Origin of the sequence: Streptomyces sp. NPDC086835 (assembly GCF_044745705.1) — a bacterium.
Taxonomy (GTDB): Bacteria; Actinomycetota; Actinomycetes; order Streptomycetales; family Streptomycetaceae; genus Streptomyces.
This window is the reverse complement of record NZ_JBIVAU010000001.1, coordinates 1,045,772-1,062,701: the sequence shown is the minus strand read 5'-3', so window position 1 is coordinate 1,062,701 and position 16,930 is coordinate 1,045,772. Positions and strand designations below refer to the sequence as shown.

Genomic DNA, 16,930 nt, shown 5'->3' with positions numbered 1-16,930 from the left:
CGGCCGCGGCCGAAGCCCGGCGGCCGCCGTCGAAGCTCAGTAGCGGTACTGCTGCTGGTCGTTGTACCCGTTGTCGTAGTACGCGGGGGGCTGCTCCTGCTGATCGCCCTCACGCTGCTGCGGCACCCACACGCCGCCGGGCGGGGTCTCGCTGTAGCCCTCCTGCTGCCCGTAGCCGGCGTACTGCTGCTGGTCGCCGTAGCCGCCACCGTACGTGTCGTAGGTGCTGTACTGCTGGCCGCCCACATAGGGGTCGGAGTACGTGGCGTACTGCCGGCTGTCGGTGCCGTAGTCGTACTGGCCGGCGTACGTCGCCGCTTCCGCCGGCTGCGGCTGCGCGTAGCCGTGGTCGTCGTACGCGTTGTAGGCGCCGTAGCCCGAGCCCTGTGCGGCGTAGCTCTCGTCGCGGGTACCCGCCTGCTCCGCGTCGGGCCGGGCGGCGTACGCCTCTTCGGTGTAGACGCCGTACTGGCCGGTGTCGTCGGGCAGCGGCTGCGGCTCGTAGACGGCGGGGCCCGTGGCGTCCGCCGCCGGGCCGGCCATGTCGTAGGCCTGCTCGGCCGAGTCGTACGAGAGGTCGGTGACCTCGAGCGTGGGCTCCCTCGTCGCTTCCCGGTCCGCGCCGGACCGGCGCCGCCTGCTCACGCCGGGGCTGCCGCCGAGTGCCCAGCCGGTGGAGAAACCGCGCCGGAAGGAGAGGGTCACATACGTCTGGCCGACCGCGAACGCCATGGCGCCGAGGGCGATCACCACCACGGACGGCAGCAGCACGCCTATCACGACGCCCAGGAAGCCGCCGAACGCGAGCAGCCGCCAGCGCAGCCGTGCCTTGTACTGCAGCAGCACCTCACCGAGCAGCCACAGCGCGACGATGCCGAACGCGATATAGAGGACCGTCCAGCCCATGTCCGCCCCTCTCCTGCGGCCGCCGCCCCGGGGCGGGGCGGGTACGACCGGTCACGACTGCTCGTGCAGTCCGAGATTCTCGTAGATTTCGAGCGTCGCGGTGGAGTTGTTGAGCGTAATGAAGTGCAGCCCCGGGACACCCTCGGCGAGCAGCCTCGCGCAGAACTCCGTCGCGAACTCGATGCCAATGGAGCGTACAGCGGCCGGATCGTCCTTGGCCGCGAGGATGCGCTCTTTCAGCTCGGCCGGGAAGTGCGCGTTGCTGAGCGTGGCGAAGCGTTCGATCTGCTTGACGCTGGTGACGGGCATGATCTCGGGAATGATCGGGGTTTCGCAACCTGCCGCGGAGACCCGGTCACGAAGCCGCAAATAGTCCTCGGGCACGAAGAACATCTGCGTGATCGCGTAGTCGGCGCCGGCTCGGCACTTGTCCACGAAGTGCCGGGTGTCCTCGTCCCAGTCCTTCGAGCGGGGGTGCATCTCGGGGAAGGCCGCGACGCCCACGCAGAAGTCGCCGGACTCCTTGATGAGCCGGACCAGGTCGGCCGCGTAGCGCACGCCCTCCGGGTGCTCGACCCACTCGCCCATCGGGTCGCCGGGCGGGTCGCCGCGGACGGCGAGGATGTTGCGGATGCCGGCGTCGGCGTACTGGCCGATCATGTTGCGCAGCTCGGCGACGGAGTGGTTGACCGCGGTGAGGTGCGCGACCGGCGTGAGGGTGGTGTCGGCGGCGATCTCCTGCGTGGCCTTGACCGTGCCGGCGCGGGTGGAGCCGCCGGCGCCGTAGGTCACGGAGACGAAGTTCGGGGCGACCGCCTCGACCCTGCGCAGCGCGTTCCACAGGTTCCGCTCGCCCTTTTCCGTCTTGGGCGCCCAGAACTCGAACGAGTACGACGTCCTGCCCGTCGCAAGCATGTCGCGCACCGTGCGTGCGCGATCCGTTCTGGTGGAAGCAGTACCGAGGGCCATACGGGCAGGTTAGCCAGACCGAGGGGATCCTCGAACCGAATCAGGGAAATATGTCTGTTTTGCCGGTGTCTTGTCCACTCCTTGGACAGAGATGGACGATCAACGTCACCGTCAAGCGGTCCGCTCCCTGACCCGCTTCGCCAGGTCAGCGGCGGCCCCGGCCGGATCGCCGGCCTCGGTGATCGCCCGTACGACGACGACCCTGCGCGCACCCGCGTCCAGCACCTCGTCCAGATTGGCGGCGTCGATCCCGCCGATCGCGAACCACGGCCGGTCACCGGCCAGCCCCGCCGTGTACCGCACCAGGCCGAGGCCGGGGGCGTGCCGCCCGGGCTTGGTGGGAGTGGGCCAGCAGGGGCCCGTGCAGAAGTAGTCCACGCCGGGCTCGACGGCAGCGGCGGCCGCCTCGGACTCGCTGTGCGTCGAGCGGCCGATCAGCACGCCGTCCCCGAGGATCGCGCGGGCGGCCGGCACCGGCAGGTCGCCCTGGCCCAGGTGCAGCACGTCGGCGCCGATGGCGTGAGCCACGTCGGCGCGGTCGTTCACTGCGAGGAGCTTGCCGTGCCGGCGGCAGGCGTCGGCGAAGACCTGGAGGTGCTCCAGCTCCTCCGCGGCCTCCATGCCCTTGTCGCGCAGCTGCACGATGTCCACGCCGGACGCCAGCACGGCGTCGAGGAACTCGGGCAGGTCGCCCTGCCGCTTACGGGCGTCCGTGCACAGATAGAGCCGGGCGTCGGACAGCAGCGCGTGAGCCGTGGACATGAGGCGATCCCCCCGTTGGGCGGCGGACGCACGGGCCGGGCGGCCCGGGCCGTGCATCCGCCGGCGATGATGGTTTCCGTCGGTTCAGACGGCGAGCGCCTGGGCCCGGCGCTTCACCTCCGTGCCGCGATTCTCGCTGAGCGCCTGGGCAGGCGTGCCCGGCAGGGTCGGGTCGGGGGTGAAGAGCCACTCGAGCATCTCTTCGTCGGTGAAGCCGTCGTCCCTCAGCAGGGTCAGGGTCCCGGAGAGGCCCTTGACCACCTTGTTGCCGTCGATGAAGGCGGCAGGCACCTGGAGCGCCCTGTTCTCACCGCGGCGCACGGCGATCAGCTGGCCGTCCTTGACCAGCTGCCGCACGCGCGTCACCTCGACATCGAGCATTTCCGCGATGTCCGGCAGGTAGAGCCAGGCGGGGACGAGGGCATCGATCTTTGCGTCAATCTCGGTCACGGGGACAAGCCTGCCATCCAGGACCGACAGTCGGTAGCCAGGACCTACCGTGCCGCCGCCTTCAGAGGTACGGAAGGGTCGGCCGCCCTCGCCGGGTCCAGCTCGGTCCCGGACACGATCAGCTTGCGGCCCTGTGCCAGATCACGGGGCCTGCCCACCGTCAGCAGGGCAACCAGCGCACCCTCGCGCAGCCACAGCACCGACCATGTGTCCTCCGCCGGACTGCCGCGCCACAGCAGCGTGTCGGCGGCGCCGTGGTGGCCCGCGTACTGGACGAAGCGGCCGAACTGCTCGGACCAGAAGTACGGCACCGGGTCGTACACCTCGGGGGTCCGCGGCTCCGGCTCCTGGTCGCCGACGATGTTCGCCGCGACCGTGCCCGGCCCCTGGAGCGCGTTGTCCCAGTGGTGGACGAGCAGCCGCTCGCCGTAACGGCCGGACGGGTAGGAGGCGCAGTCCCCGACGGCGTACACGTCGGGCGCTGACGCACGCAGATACCGGTCGGCGACCACCGCGCCGTCCGGGCCGAGTTCGATGCCGGAGCCCGCGAGCAGGGCGGTGGCGGGGCGCGCGCCGATACCGACGACCACGGCGCCGGCCGGGATCCTGCGCCCTCCGGCCAGGACGACGGCTCCCGGCTCGACGGCTTCCACCCTGGCGCCGGTGATCAGTTCGGCCCCGTGCTGCTCGTACCAGGCGGCCATCGGGGCGGCGACCTCGGCGGGCATGGTCCCGGCGAGCGGGCGGCCCGCGGCCTCGACGACGGTGACGCGGCACCCCGCCCGGCGCGCGGCGGTCGCGAACTCGGCGCCGATCCAGCCGGCGCCGACCACGACGATGTCGTGCTGCTCGGCGAGCAGCGGCCGCAGCCGGGCGGCGTCGTCGAGCGTGCGCAGCAGATGGACACCGGGGACGCCGACGGCGCCGGGCAGGGTGACCGGCTCGGCGCCGGTGGCCAGGACCAGCACGTCGTACGGGACCGGGCCGGACACGGTGTCGACCTCGTGCGCGTCGGTCCGCACCCGGGTCACCTCGAGGCCCAGGCGCAGTTCCACGCCGAGCGCCTCGAAGTCGATGTCGAAGGCGGAGTCCTCCGCCTTGCCGAGCAGGATCGCCTTGGACAGTGGCGGCCTGTCGTACGGCTGGTGCGGCTCCGCGCCGATCAGGGTGACCGTGCCGGTGAATCCCTGCTCGCGAAGGGCGACCGCGGTCTGCACACCGGCCATGCCGGCGCCGACGATCACCACGCGCCGCCGCGCCGCCGCCGTCCGCTGCCCTTCGTCCGCCCGCGTCTGATGCTGCCGTTCGTCCACCCGCACACCATACGTACCTGACTGGGGGTCAGGAGGCGCGTGGTCAGGAAGCCTGCTCCTCCACGACGCTCGTCCCGCTGCCCTCCTGGGACTCCCACTGCCAGCTCTCCTCAAGCCGCACCCGGCCGTCCGGCAGGTCCACGACCGTGGAGAGGCAGTGGCCGGACGAGGTCCCGCCGTCCGTCTTGAGCTGCACATAGCGGAAGTCCAGCCGGTCGCCGTCCCTGGTGCCCACCAGGTGGCCGCGGACCACGTCGCCGCCTTCGTACTCGGCCCAGATCCTGCCCTGCTCCTCGTGGTACGTGAACCGGGTCCGGGTGCCGACCTGGCCCGGGGCCTGGTCGGCGACCGGGGAGAGAACAAGTCCGTCGAGCGACTTCGCCACTGCTGCGGCTCCCTTACAACGCGTCGGGTCGTGCGGTTAGGGTGGCCACCGTAAGGCACTCGCGGGAGCCCGGACGCACCGGGCTGAGAGGGAGGCTGGACGGCCTCCGACCGTACGAACCTGATCCGGGTCATGCCGGCGAAGGGAGGGGCTGGACGCCCATGTCTCGTACACCGAGCCCAGACGTCCTCGTCATCGGGGGCGGGATCATCGGCCTGGTCACGGCCTGGCGCACCGCGCAGCGGGGCCTACGGGTCGCCGTCGCCGATCCGGAACCGGGCGGCGGGGCGGCGCAGGTCGCCGCCGGGATGCTGGCCGCCGTCACCGAACTGCACTACGGCGAGCAGACGCTGCTCGGCCTCAACCTCGAATCCGCGCACCGCTATCCGGACTTCGTCGCCGAGCTGGAGGAGACGTCCGGCGGGCGGGTGGGCTACCGCTCCTGCGGCACGCTCGCCGTCGCCCTCGACGCCGACGACCGGGCGCATCTGCGTGAACTGCACGCCCTCCAGCACCGGTCGGGGCTCTCGTCCGAGTGGCTCACCGGCCGCGAATGCCGCCGCCTCGAGCCGATGCTCGCCCCCGGCGTCCGTGGCGGGCTGCGGGTCGACGGCGACCACCAGGTCGACCCCCGCCGGCTGGCCGCGGCCCTGATCACCGCCTGCGAGCGGGCCGGGGTCGACTTCCGCCGCAGCTGGGCGGAGCGGCTGCTCGTGACGGGCGACCGGGCGACCGGGGCGGTGCTCGCCGACGGCTCCGAAGTCACCGCGGGACAGGTCGTCCTGGCCGGCGGCAGCATGAGCGGACGGCTGGAGGGCGTACCGAAGGACGTGCTCCCGCCCGTACGCCCGGTGAAGGGCCAGGTCCTGCGGCTGACCGTGCCACGCCCCTACGCGCCGTTCCTGTCCCGCACGGTGCGCGCCGTGGTCCGCGGCAGCCATGTCTACCTCGTGCCACGCGAGGACGGCGAGCTGGTGGTGGGCGCGACCAGCGAGGAGCTCGGCTGGGACACGACGGTCACCGCGGGCGGGGTGTACGAGCTGCTGCGCGACGCGCACGAGCTGGTGCCCGGGATCACGGAACTGCCCCTCACCGAGACCCGGGCGGGACTGCGCCCCGGCTCCCCCGACAACGCGCCGCTGCTGGGCCCCACCGAACTGCTCGGACTGCTGCTGGCCACCGGGCACTACCGCAACGGCGTGCTGCTGACGCCCGTCACCGGCGATGTGCTGGCCGACGCGCTGACGACCGGTGAACTGCCCGAAGTGGCACGGCCCTTCTCCCCACGCCGCTTCTCGTCCGTCCTTCAGGAGCAGCCCGCATGAACACCTCCGTCAACGACAGCGCCGACACCGCTGTCGCCGCCCCTGCCGCTGCCCCCGTCGTCGCCCCGGCCGCCGTCGGCGATCCGATCCGCGTCCTCGTCAACGGCGAGGCCCGCCACGTCGCGGCCGGCACCACGCTGGACGTGGTCGTCACAGCTCTCTCCGCCGCGCCCTCCGGCGTCGCCGCCGCCGTCAACGAGGCGGTCGTCCCGCGGGGCGAATGGGCCGCCACGCGGCTCGGTGACGGGGACCGCGTCGAGATTCTCACCGCAGTGCAGGGAGGCTGAACGGCCATGGCCGACGACCGTTTCACTCTCGGAGGGACCACCTTCGACTCCCGTCTGATCATGGGCACGGGCGGGGCGCCCAGCCTCGAGGTGCTCGAGCGGTCGCTCGTCGCGAGCGGCACGGAACTGACGACCGTCGCGATGCGGCGCCTCGACCCGACGGTCCAGGGGTCCGTGCTGTCCGTCCTGGACCGGCTCGGCATCCAGGTCCTGCCGAACACCGCCGGCTGCTTCACCGCCGGCGAGGCGGTGCTCACCGCCCGCCTGGCCCGGGAGGCCCTCGGCACCGACTGGATCAAGCTCGAGGTCGTCGCGGACGAGCGGACACTGCTGCCGGACGGCGTGGAGCTGCTCGACGCGGCGGAGGCACTCGTCGACGACGGCTTCACCGTGCTGCCGTACACGAACGACGACCCGGTGCTCGCGCGAAAGCTCCAGGACGTGGGCTGCGCGGCGATCATGCCGCTCGGCTCGCCGATCGGCTCCGGGCTCGGCATCCGCAACCCGCACAACTTCCAGCTGATCGTCGAGCAGGCGGACGTCCCCGTCATCCTGGACGCGGGCGCCGGCACGGCGTCGGACGCCGCGCTGGCGATGGAGCTCGGATGCGCGGCGGTGATGCTGGCGTCGGCGGTGACGCGGGCGCAGGAGCCGGTCCTGATGGCGGAGGCGATGCGCCACGCGGTGGAGGCGGGCCGGCTGGCGTTCCGCGCGGGCCGGATCCCGCGACGCCACTTCGCGATGGCGTCCTCGCCGCACGAGGGGCGGGGGGCGCTCGACCCGGAGCGACCGGCGTTCTGAGGGGGCGGGTTCCGGGGGTGCGGGTGCGTGTCGCCTGCGGCGGGCCTGTTCCCCTGCCCGCCCCTTCGCGCTGTACCGATGTGCGGCTCCGCCGCTTGGGGGCCCGCCAGGCCCGTACCGCGCTTCGCGCGGGGGCCCGGGGCAGAGCCCCCGGAACACCCCCTGCGGCGGCCACGCCCCCGCCACCACCGCGTCACAGCTCGGCTGCAGTCCCGCCCCGTCCCGGTCCGGCCCGTCGGACCCCGTCTCCCCGGCTCGTAGAATCGCCGCGTGGATACGACCCTCCAGGACCCTCTCGTCGGGCAGGTGCTCGACGGCCGCTACCGCGTCGATGCGCGCATCGCCGTCGGCGGCATGGCCACGGTCTACCGGGCCGTCGACACCCGGCTCGACCGGGTGCTCGCTCTCAAGGTGATGCATCCGGATCTCGCCACGGACGTCACGTTCGTGGAGCGGTTCATCCGCGAGGCGAAGTCCGTCGCACGGCTGGCGCACCCGAACGTGGTCGGGGTCTTCGACCAGGGCGCTCAGGGCGCGTACGTGTACCTGGCGATGGAGTACGTGGAGGGCTGCACCCTCCGTGACGTCCTGCGTGAGCGCGGCGCGCTCCAGCCGCGGGCCGCGCTCGACATCCTGGAGCCCGTGCTGGCCGCGCTCGGCGCCGCGCACCGGGCCGGGTTCGTGCACCGGGACATGAAGCCGGAGAACGTGCTCATAGGGGACGACGGCCGGGTCAAGGTCGCCGACTTCGGTCTGGTGCGCGCGGTCGGTTCCGTGACCAACACCTCGGGCACGGTGCTCGGCACCGTCTCCTATCTCGCACCGGAGCAGATCGAGTACGGCACGGCCGACACCCGCGCCGATGTGTACGCCTGCGGCGTCGTCCTCTACGAGATGCTGACGGGCGCCAAGCCGCACGCCGGCGACACTCCGGCCCAGGTGCTGTTCCAGCATCTGAACGCGGACGTCCCGGCGCCTTCCGCGCTCTTCCCGGGGCTCGCCGTCGAGCTGGACGAGCTGGTGGCGAGCGCGACGGCCCGCAATCCCGAGGTCCGCCCGCACGACGCGGTGGCCCTGCTGGCCCAGGCGCGTGAGGCGCGGGCGGCGCTCGGCGCCGAGCAGCTGGACGCGGTCCCGCCGCGCGCCCGCACCGGGGAACCGGCGGAGGGCGGAGCGGACGGTGACGCCTCCGACGAGGACCGTACGGACGTCATCCTGCGGGCGCCGGCCGGCGCGGAGCCCGGGGTGCACCACACGGCCCGGCTGATCCTGCCGCCTCCTGAGCGGCCGGAGCCCGAGCCGCTGCGTCCGGCCGGCCGGAGCCTGCCGTTGTCGCGCCGCGGTCTGTTCGCCCTGCTGCTCGCGGTGATCACCGTGATCGGTGTGGGTGCGGGTGTCTGGTACATCAACTCGGGCCAGTTCACCCGTGTCCCGCCGCTGATCGGCAAGAGCGAGCAGCAGGCCCGGGAGGCGCTCGACAAGGCGGGCCTGGACCTGAAGACCGTCCGCCACGACTTCAGCGAGACGGTGGCCCGTGGCACCGTCATCAAGAGCGACCCGGGCACGAACGAGCGGATACGGGGCAACGGCTCCGTGACGATCACCGTCTCCCGCGGTCCGGAGATCGTTAAGGTCCCCGACCTGTCCGGCAGGCCGCTGGCGGAGGCTGAGCGCGAGCTGCGCAAGGTGGGACTGGCGCCGGGCGTGGTGACCAGGGAGTTCGACGAGAGCGTCGCGCAGGGTTCGGTGGTCCGCACCGACCCGGCCGCCGGCAGCGGACGGAGCCCCGACACCGCCGTGTCGATCGTCGTCAGCAAGGGTGCGCCGATCGACATGCCCGATGTGACGGGTGACTCCGTCGAGGACGCGACGGCCGAACTCGAGGAAGCCGGTCTGAAGGTGAAGGTCGCCGAGGAGCGGATCCACTCCGAGCAGGAGGCCGGTTCCGTCGCCCGGCAGTCGGCCGCCGAGGGGGCCAGGCTGGCCCGTGGCGACACGGTCACGCTGACGGTCTCCAAGGGCCCGCGGATGGCGGAGGTGCCGGACGTGGTCGGTGACAAGGTGGACGACGCCACCGCCGAGCTGGAGGAAGCCGGCTTCGTGGTGAAGGTCGAGAAGAACTTCCCGTTCCTCGGTGACGAGGTCGAGAGCCAGTCCGTCGAAGGCGGCGGGCAGGCGCCGGAGGGCAGCACGATCACGATCAAGACCAAGGGGCTCTAGTTCTTATGCGCAACCCTGTCGGCGGCCACGTTCCCGTGGCCGGCGGCCTTGCCACGACCGGGCTCGTCTACGCGAGGGAGCTGGAGGCGGAGACCGTGCAGGTCTTCGTGGCCAATCCGCGGGGCTGGGCGACGCCGAAGGGGAACCCTGCCCAGGACGAGAAGTTCCGGGCCGAGTGCGCGGCCGAGGGCATCTCGGCCTGGGTGCACGCCCCCTATCTGATCAATTTCGGCTCTCACACCGAAGCCACCGTCGAGCAGTCGGTCCTCTCCTTGCGGCACTCGCTGCGCCGGGCCCGGGAGATCGGCGCCCAGGGCGTGGTGGTGCACACCGGCTCGGCGACGGGCGGCCGCGCCCGTGAGGTGGCGCTGGCCCAGGTGCGGGAGCGGATGCTGCCGCTGCTGGACGAGCTGACGCACGACGACGATCCGTTTCTGCTTCTGGAGTCGACGGCCGGCCAGGGCTCCTCGCTCTGCTCCCGCACCTGGGACTTCGGTCCCTACTTCGAGGCCCTCGACGCGCATCCCAAGCTGGGCGTCTGTCTGGACACCTGCCACATCTTCGCGGCCGGACACGACCTGGCGGCGCCCGACGGGATGGCGCGGACACTGGATCTATTGGTGGAAACGGTGGGTCAGGGGCGGCTGAAGCTGATCCATGCGAATGACTCGAAGGACATCGCCGGGGCACACAAGGACCGTCACGAGAACATCGGCTCGGGCCACATCGGCGAGGAACCGTTCCGCGCGCTGATGTCGCATCCCGCCACCGAGGGCGTGCCCCTGGTCATCGAGACACCTGGTGGCAAGGAGGGACATGCCGCGGACGTGGCCCGGCTGAAAAAACTTCGCTGAGACCCTGGGGAATACCCATGGGGGGTATACGGTTCCTACTGCTGGGCAGGAACCGCTACCGAATATTGGGGGCACGCCATGCGGCACGAGACGCACATGGACCACTCGGAGCACGGGCACCACGACCACCACGGCCACGCACTGGGCCCTGGCAAGGCGAGCTGGAGCATGGCGGCCAAGGCCACCCTGCACTGCCTCACGGGCTGCGCCATCGGCGAGGTGCTCGGCATGATCATCGGTACCGCGCTGGGCTGGGGCAACGCCCCCACGATGATCCTCGCCATCGCGCTGGCCTTCTTCTTCGGCTACTCGCTGACCCTGTGGGCGGTCCTGCGGGCGGGCCTGAGCCTGAAGGCGGCGATCGGCGTGGCACTCGCCGCGGACACCATCTCCATCACGGTCATGGAGATCGTCGACAACGGCGTGCTGCTCCTCGTCCCGGGCGCGATGGACGCCCACTTGGCCGACTCCCTCTTCTGGGGCGCGCTCGCGTTCGCGTTCCTCGTCGCGTTCGTGGTCACCACTCCGGTGAACAAGTGGATGATCGGCCGCGGCAAGGGGCACGCGGTGGTCCACCAGTACCACTGAGATCCGGCACGGCGGACCTCACGGCCCGGGGCTCAGAGCTCCGGGCCGTCCCCCGGTTCCTCCTGGTAGGAGTACCGCTGCTCCCGCCAGGGATCGCCGAGGTTGTGATAGCCCCGCTCCTCCCAGAAGCCGCGGCGGTCGGCCGTCATGTACTCCACGCCCCGGACCCACTTGGGCCCCTTCCAGGCGTACAGGTGCGGGACCACCAGGCGCAGCGGGAAGCCGTGCTCCGCGGTCAGCAGCTCGCCGTCCTTGTGGGTGGCGAAGATCGTGCGTTCCGCGACGAAGTCGGAGAGGCGCAGATTGGCGCTGAAGCCGTACTCCGCCCAGACCATCACGTGGCTGACGGAGGGCGCCGGCGGGGCGAGTTCCACGATCGTGCGGGCGGGCACACCGCCCCATTCGGCCCCCAGCATGCTGAACTTCGTCACGCAGTGCAGATCGCCGACCACGCTCGAGTAGGGCAGCGCCGAGAACTCCTCGTGGTTCCAGCAGTGCTTCTCACCGTCGGCGGTGGCGCCGAAGACCCTGAATTCCCAGCGGTCCGGCTTGAACTTGGGTACAGGTCCGTAGTGGGTGACGGGCCAGCCTCGCTGAAGTCGCTGCCCCGGCGGAAGCTCGGACTCCTCTGGTGCGCGGTATTCCCGGCTCTCCGGCTGACCCATGCCTTCAATGGTGACAGACCGGGAGGGGTGGTCATGACCAGGTCTGGCCCGATTCGGGCAACTCCTACTAAGCGTGCACTTACTGGACGCTCCCGTGCCACGGTGCGAGGATGCGCGAACCTGCCCAGACATACGCGCGGAAGGAGCCTCTGCGATGCAGGGCGACCCCGAGGTCCTCGAGTTCCTCAACGAGCAGCTGACTGCCGAGCTGACCGCGATCAACCAGTACTTCCTGCACGCGAAGATGCAGGAGAACTTCGGCTGGACGAAGCTCGCCAAATACACCCGGGCCGAGTCGTTCGACGAGATGAAGCACGCGGAGGTGCTCACCGACCGGATCCTCTTCCTGGACGGTCTGCCGAACTACCAGCGGCTGTTCCATGTACGCATCGGGCAGACGGTCACCGAGATGTTCCAGGCCGACCGGCAGGTCGAGGTGGAGGCGATCGACCGCCTCAAGCGCGGCATCGACGTCATGCGCGCGAAGGGGGACGTCACCTCGGCGAACATCTTCGAGTCGATCCTCGAGGACGAGGAGCACCACATCGACTACCTCGACACCCAGCTGGACCTGGTCGACAAGCTCGGCGAGGCGCTGTACATCGCCCAGCTGATCGAGCAGCCGGAGTCCTAGGCGAGAAGCGCGGACCGGCGACGGTCCGGCGGAATCGGACCGGGCCCTGGCTAGGCGGCTTCGCCGAGCGCGGGCCCGGTGCCACCGTCCGGCTCCGCGGCCAGGACGGATGCGCCGTTGCCCTGCTCGAGCAGCTCACGGCGGGGGCAGGCGCCACGGCCCAGGATCCCCTGGATGCGCCGCACGCAGGAACCGCAGTCGGTGCCGGCCTTGGACACGGACGCGATCTGCCGGGGGGTGCAGGCACCGGCATCCGCATGCTCCTTGACCTGCTTCTCCGTGATGCCGAAGCACGAGCAGACGTACACGCGGTTCACCTCCCGGGATCGATTGGTTGCGCCGTCCCGATGATCGGTGAGGCTAACCTAACCTTACCCGCGGCCTCGGCCGGGTAAAAGCCCCGAATATGCCGGTGGGGCGTGGATCACATCGATCCACGCCCCACCGGCATATCGCCTCGGCTACTGGTCGCGGTACATCTCCGCGACGAGGAACGCCAGGTCCAGGGACTGGCTGCGGTTCAGCCGGGGGTCGCAGGCCGTCTCGTAGCGCTGGTGCAGGTCGTCGACGAAGATCTCGTCGCCGCCGCCCACGCACTCGGTGACGTCGTCACCGGTGAGCTCGACGTGGATACCGCCGGGGTGGGTGCCGAGCGCCTTGTGGACCTCGAAGAAGCCCTTGACCTCGTCGAGCACGTCGTCGAAGCGGCGGGTCTTGTGGCCGGACGCCGCTTCGAAGGTGTTGCCGTGCATCGGGTCGGTCACCCAGGCCACGGTCGCGCCGGAGGCGGTGACCTTCTCGACCAGCTCGGGGAGCTTGTCGCGGACCTTGTCGGCGCCCATGCGGACGATGAAGGTCAGTCGGCCCGGCTCGCGGTCGGGGTCGAGACGGTCGATGTAGGTCAGCGCCTCGTCCACCGTCGTCGTCGGCCCCAGCTTGATGCCGATCGGGTTGCGGATCTTGGAGGCGAACTCGATGTGCGCGCCGTCCAGCTGGCGGGTGCGCTCACCGACCCAGACCATGTGGCCCGAGGTGTTGTACAGCCGGCCGGTGCGGGAGTCGGTCCGGGTCAGGGCCGACTCGTAGTCCAGCAGCAGGGCCTCGTGGGACGAGAAGAACTCGACCGTGCGGAACTCGGCCGGGTCGGTGCCGCAGGCCTTCATGAAGTTCAGCGCGTTGTCGATCTCACGGGCGAGCTGCTCGTAGCGCTGGCCCGAGGGGGACGACTTCACGAAGTCCTGGTTCCAGGCGTGCACCTGGCGCAGGTCCGCGTAACCGCCGGTGGTGAAGGCGCGCACCAGGTTGAGCGTCGAGGCGGAGGCGTTGTACATCCGCTTGAGGCGCTCGGGGTCCGGGATGCGGGCCTCTTCGGTGAAGTCGAAGCCGTTGACGGAGTCGCCGCGGTAGGTCGGCAGGGTCACGCCGTCGCGGGTCTCGGTCGGCTTGGAGCGCGGCTTCGAGTACTGGCCGGCGATACGGCCGACCTTCACCACGGGCACGGACGCGGCGTAGGTGAGCACCGCGCCCATCTGGAGCAGCGTCTTCAGCTTGTTCCGGATGTGGTCGGCGGAGACGGCGTCGAAGGCCTCGGCGCAGTCGCCGCCCTGGAGCAGGAACGCCTCGCCCTTGGCGACGGCTCCCATCCGGGCGCGCAGCTGGTCGCACTCGCCCGCGAAAACGAGCGGCGGATACGACTCGAGGTCCGCGATCACATCGCGCAGAGCCTCGGCATCGGGGTACTCGGGCTGCTGCGCCGCGGGCAGGTTTCGCCAGGTGTTGCCACCGGTAGCGGTGGTCTTAGCGTTCACGGTCACAAGCACAACCCTACGGCGTCCCGCCACCTGTCCGGCCGCGTGCCCAGCGACTGAGACAGCCGTCCGAAATGTCCCTCGAAGACGCTCACCCGATCGAGTGGTGTTACCCTGCGGCGCGTTTTCGAAACGGATCACAACACAAGACGGACCAGGGGTGGGCGTGAGCCAGGGGCACCGCAGAGATCGCAAGAAGAAACGGCTCTTCTACGGGCTGGCGGCAGCAGTCGTCGCCACTGCCACGATCGGGACGGTCGCGGTGGCATCACCCGACCTCGTCGGTCTCGGCGACGACGAGGGCAGCCGGAACGAGTCGCTCCAGAGCCAGTTCGCGGAGGCGGCGCGCGAGTTCGATGTACCCCAGAGCGTGCTGATGGCGGTCTCGTACCGGCAGACGCGCTGGGAGTCCCACGAGGGCGAGCCGAGCGTCACCGGCGCCTACAACGTGATGGGGCTCACCCAGGTCGACGCGGACGACCTCGCCGAGGACGACAAGGAACACCTCCTCGAGCACATGAACCGCAGCGGCAACCCGGCGATCGAGAAGCAGTTCGACCGCGCCGAGGCGCTCCGCACCATGCCGAAGGAGACCGTCGACACCGACGACCCCCGGCTGCACACCCTCGACGAGGCCGCCGGGCTGATCGACGCCTCGGAGGAGTCGGTGAAGACCGACCCGGGGACGAGCATCCGCGCGGGCGCCGCGCTCCTCGCCGAGTACCAGAAGCAGGCGACGGGCGACCTGCCCGACGAGGCCGACGAGTGGTACGCGTCGGTGGCTCGCTACAGCCAGTCGCCGGACAAGAAGGGCGCCGACCTCTTCGCGAAGCGCGTCTTCGAGTCCATCAGGAACGGTGAGCAGACGCTCACGGCGGACGGCGAGTACGTCACGCTGCCGGCCGACCCGGGCGTGAAGCCGGTCAGGCCGTCGAAGATGCCGCTGGCGACGACCGTGAGCACGACGGCGGTGCCCACGCCGGAGTGCCCCTCGGGCCTCAACTGCAACTTCGTCCCGGCGGAACGGGACGGCTCCCGCAACTACTCGACGGCGAGCCGCCCGGACAACGGGTTCGGCATCCGCAAGATCATCATCCATGACACCGAGGGCAGCTACGCCGGCGCTCTGGCCACCTTCCAGAACCCGGCGTCGTACGCGAGCGCGCACTACCTGATCCGCGCCTCGGACGGTCTGGTGACCCAGATGGTCGAGAACAAGAACCTCGCCTGGCACGCGGGCAACTGGACCGTCAACATGCACTCCATCGGCGTGGAGCACGAGGGCTACGCCATCAAGGAGGGCAGCTGGTACACCGAGCCCCAGTACGAGTCCTCGGCCGCCGTCGTGAAGTTCCTCGCCGCCAAGTACGGCGTCCCGCTGGACCGGGAGCACATCGTCGGCCACGACGAACTGCCCGGTCATCTCGATGCCAAGGTCAAGGGCATGCACTGGGACGCGGGCCCGTTCTGGGACTGGAACCACTACATGTCGCTGATGGGCGCCCCGACGGGCGCCGGCGGCGCCGGTGGACCCGTCAAGGCCGGTCAGCTGGTCCGTGTCGTGCCGCCGTTCACCACGGCCAACCAGCCCACGCTGACGAACGGTGGCAGCGCGGTCACCAAGCAGCCGGCGAACTTCACCTACCTGTACACCTCGCCGTCGACGTCGGCGACCAAGCTGAGCGACCCGTACCTGGGCACGCAGACCTGGTCCGAGGGCTGGAACTGGGCGAACAAGGTCCGCGCGGGCGGCTCCTACGTCGTCGCCGAGGTGCGCGAAAACTGGACGGCGATCTGGTACGGCGGGCAGAAGGCCTGGTTCCACAACCCCGGCGGCCAGTGGACCGTGCCCGTCACCGACGGGACCGTGCTGAAGCTCAAGGCCGGAGCGACGGCCCGGATCTACGGACGTTCCTTCCCCGAGGCGGCGGCCTACGCCGGCACCGGTCAGAACGCCCCGACGGACGACCCGAACTACCTGTCCAAGTACACCTTCCCCGCCGGCCAGGCGTACGTGAAGGCCGGCGAGCCGGTCCCCGGTGACGACTACTTCGGCTCGTCCCAGGTCCGCGTCGTGGGCACGACCGACATCTACATCCCGATCCGCTACAACCACCGCATGGCCTGGGTGAAGGCGGCAGACGTCGTGGAGGCCACCCCCACCGCGCCGGACGCCGGCACCACCCGGTTCAACGTGCTCGCCCGTGACACCGGCGGCTCGCTGTACCAGTACCAGGGCACCGGCAGCGCGACGACGCCGTTCTACCCGCGCTACCGGATCGGCGGCGGCTGGCAGGGCTACAACGCCATCACCGACCTCGGGCCGCTCCGCGCCGACGGCACCGGTGACATGGTGGCCAGGGACGGCTCCGGCTACCTCTGGTACTACAAGGGCAGCGGCAACAAGAACCAGCCGTTCCGGGCCCGCGTCAACGTCGGCCCCGGCTGGAACATGTTCAACATGATCGTCGGCTCCCAGGACCTCGACGGCGACGGCATCGCCGACATGGTGGGCCGTGAGCCGTCCGGCACCCTGTGGTTCTACAAGGGCACCGGCGTCCCGTCCGCCCCCTTCGCCCGCCGCAGCAAGGTCGGCGACGGCTGGCAGACGTACAACATGCTCATCGCCACCGGTGACCTCGACAAGGACGGCAAGGCCGACGCGGTCGGCCGGGACAAGTCCGGCTACCTGTGGTTCTACAAGGGCACCGGCAACGCGGCGGCTCCGTTCGCCGCGCGCATCAAGGTCGGCGGCGGCTGGAACATGTTCAACATGCTGGTCGCCACCGGAGACCTGAACAAGGACGGCATCGCCGACATGGTGGGCCGTGAGCCGTCCGGCGCCCTGTGGTTCTACAAGGGCACCGGCGTCCCGACGGCTCCCTTCGCCGCCCGGACCTCGGTCGGCAACGGCTGGCAGATCTACAACACGGTGGTCTGAGCCGCGGCACCCCGCCCACCCC

General features: G+C 70.7%; 17 protein-coding genes and 1 riboswitch. Of the genes, 8 read left to right on the top strand and 9 right to left on the bottom strand.

The window, feature by feature from the left end; all coding sequences use genetic code 11:
* Nucleotides 1-36: 36 nt before the first annotated feature.
* The 6 genes from ACIPJI_RS04935 to ACIPJI_RS04910 all read right to left on the bottom strand — a co-directional run bounded on the left by ACIPJI_RS04935 (nt 37) and on the right by ACIPJI_RS04910 (nt 4,785).
* On the bottom strand, nt 37-906 hold the full coding sequence (locus ACIPJI_RS04935; RefSeq protein WP_356623197.1) for a hypothetical protein: 870 nt from the start codon (nt 904-906) through the stop codon (nt 37-39).
* Nucleotides 907-957: 51 nt separating this feature from the next.
* The gene (gene metF / locus ACIPJI_RS04930; RefSeq protein WP_307705914.1) at nt 958-1,875 is read right to left on the bottom strand and encodes a methylenetetrahydrofolate reductase [NAD(P)H]; all 918 of its coding nucleotides are present in this window, start codon (nt 1,873-1,875) and stop codon (nt 958-960) included.
* Between the two features lie 111 nt (nt 1,876-1,986).
* A complete protein-coding gene (thiE, locus tag ACIPJI_RS04925) occupies nt 1,987-2,637 on the bottom strand; it encodes a thiamine phosphate synthase (protein WP_307705915.1) in 651 nt (216 codons plus the stop codon).
* Nucleotides 2,638-2,721: 84 nt separating this feature from the next.
* Complete coding sequence (locus ACIPJI_RS04920; protein ID WP_053557401.1) at nt 2,722-3,087, bottom strand: Rv2175c family DNA-binding protein; 366 nt, start codon at nt 3,085-3,087, stop codon at nt 2,722-2,724.
* Between the two features lie 44 nt (nt 3,088-3,131).
* A complete protein-coding gene (locus tag ACIPJI_RS04915; protein WP_402244750.1) occupies nt 3,132-4,313 on the bottom strand; it encodes an NAD(P)/FAD-dependent oxidoreductase in 1,182 nt (393 codons plus the stop codon).
* Nucleotides 4,314-4,443: 130 nt separating this feature from the next.
* On the bottom strand, nt 4,444-4,785 hold the full coding sequence (locus ACIPJI_RS04910; RefSeq protein WP_307705916.1) for a hypothetical protein: 342 nt from the start codon (nt 4,783-4,785) through the stop codon (nt 4,444-4,446).
* Nucleotides 4,786-4,836: 51 nt separating this feature from the next.
* A riboswitch (TPP riboswitch) is annotated at nt 4,837-4,949 on the top strand.
* Here ACIPJI_RS04910 and thiO point away from each other — a divergent pair.
* The 6 genes from thiO (at nt 4,947) to ACIPJI_RS04880 (ending at nt 10,860) form a co-directional block, all read left to right on the top strand.
* The gene (gene thiO, locus ACIPJI_RS04905; protein ID WP_402244497.1) at nt 4,947-6,110 is read left to right on the top strand and encodes a glycine oxidase ThiO; all 1,164 of its coding nucleotides are present in this window, start codon (nt 4,947-4,949) and stop codon (nt 6,108-6,110) included. It overlaps the preceding riboswitch by 3 nt.
* The gene (gene thiS, locus ACIPJI_RS04900) at nt 6,107-6,397 is read left to right on the top strand and encodes a sulfur carrier protein ThiS (RefSeq protein WP_402244496.1); all 291 of its coding nucleotides are present in this window, start codon (nt 6,107-6,109) and stop codon (nt 6,395-6,397) included. The genes thiO and thiS overlap by 4 nt, the downstream gene beginning before the upstream one ends.
* Before the next feature lie 6 nt (nt 6,398-6,403).
* A complete protein-coding gene (locus tag ACIPJI_RS04895) occupies nt 6,404-7,198 on the top strand; it encodes a thiazole synthase (RefSeq protein WP_356623195.1) in 795 nt (264 codons plus the stop codon).
* A gap of 270 nt (nt 7,199-7,468) precedes the next feature.
* Nucleotides 7,469-9,418 carry a Stk1 family PASTA domain-containing Ser/Thr kinase gene (gene pknB / locus ACIPJI_RS04890; protein ID WP_402244494.1) on the top strand — a complete coding sequence of 650 codons (1,950 nt, stop codon included), beginning with the start codon at nt 7,469-7,471 and terminating at the stop codon, nt 9,416-9,418.
* 5 nt (nt 9,419-9,423) lie between these two features.
* Nucleotides 9,424-10,272: a deoxyribonuclease IV gene (locus ACIPJI_RS04885; RefSeq protein ID WP_402244492.1), complete on the top strand. Its 849-nt coding sequence runs from the start codon at nt 9,424-9,426 to the stop codon at nt 10,270-10,272.
* Between the two features lie 78 nt (nt 10,273-10,350).
* Nucleotides 10,351-10,860 (top strand): DUF4396 domain-containing protein, encoded by a 510-nt coding sequence (locus tag ACIPJI_RS04880; RefSeq protein ID WP_356623191.1) that lies wholly within the window; start codon nt 10,351-10,353, stop codon nt 10,858-10,860.
* A gap of 32 nt (nt 10,861-10,892) precedes the next feature.
* Here ACIPJI_RS04880 and ACIPJI_RS04875 read toward each other — a convergent pair whose 3' ends face one another.
* Nucleotides 10,893-11,525, bottom strand: coding sequence for a sulfite oxidase-like oxidoreductase (locus ACIPJI_RS04875; RefSeq protein WP_307705922.1), 633 nt, complete (start codon nt 11,523-11,525; stop codon nt 10,893-10,895).
* A gap of 154 nt (nt 11,526-11,679) precedes the next feature.
* Here ACIPJI_RS04875 and bfr point away from each other — a divergent pair, with 154 nt between their 5' ends.
* Nucleotides 11,680-12,159, top strand: coding sequence for a bacterioferritin (bfr, locus tag ACIPJI_RS04870; RefSeq protein WP_356623190.1), 480 nt, complete (start codon nt 11,680-11,682; stop codon nt 12,157-12,159).
* 50 nt (nt 12,160-12,209) lie between these two features.
* Here the strand turns inward: bfr and ACIPJI_RS04865 are convergent, their stop codons facing one another.
* Nucleotides 12,210-12,476, bottom strand: coding sequence for a (2Fe-2S)-binding protein (locus tag ACIPJI_RS04865; RefSeq protein WP_189475533.1), 267 nt, complete (start codon nt 12,474-12,476; stop codon nt 12,210-12,212).
* A gap of 144 nt (nt 12,477-12,620) precedes the next feature.
* Nucleotides 12,621-13,967, bottom strand: a complete 1,347-nt coding sequence (locus ACIPJI_RS04860; protein ID WP_307710330.1) for a class II 3-deoxy-7-phosphoheptulonate synthase — start codon at nt 13,965-13,967, stop codon at nt 12,621-12,623.
* A gap of 166 nt (nt 13,968-14,133) precedes the next feature.
* Here ACIPJI_RS04860 and ACIPJI_RS04855 point away from each other — a divergent pair, with 166 nt between their 5' ends.
* A complete protein-coding gene (locus tag ACIPJI_RS04855; RefSeq protein ID WP_402244489.1) occupies nt 14,134-16,908 on the top strand; it encodes an N-acetylmuramoyl-L-alanine amidase in 2,775 nt (924 codons plus the stop codon).
* Nucleotides 16,909-16,930: the final 22 nt, after the last annotated feature.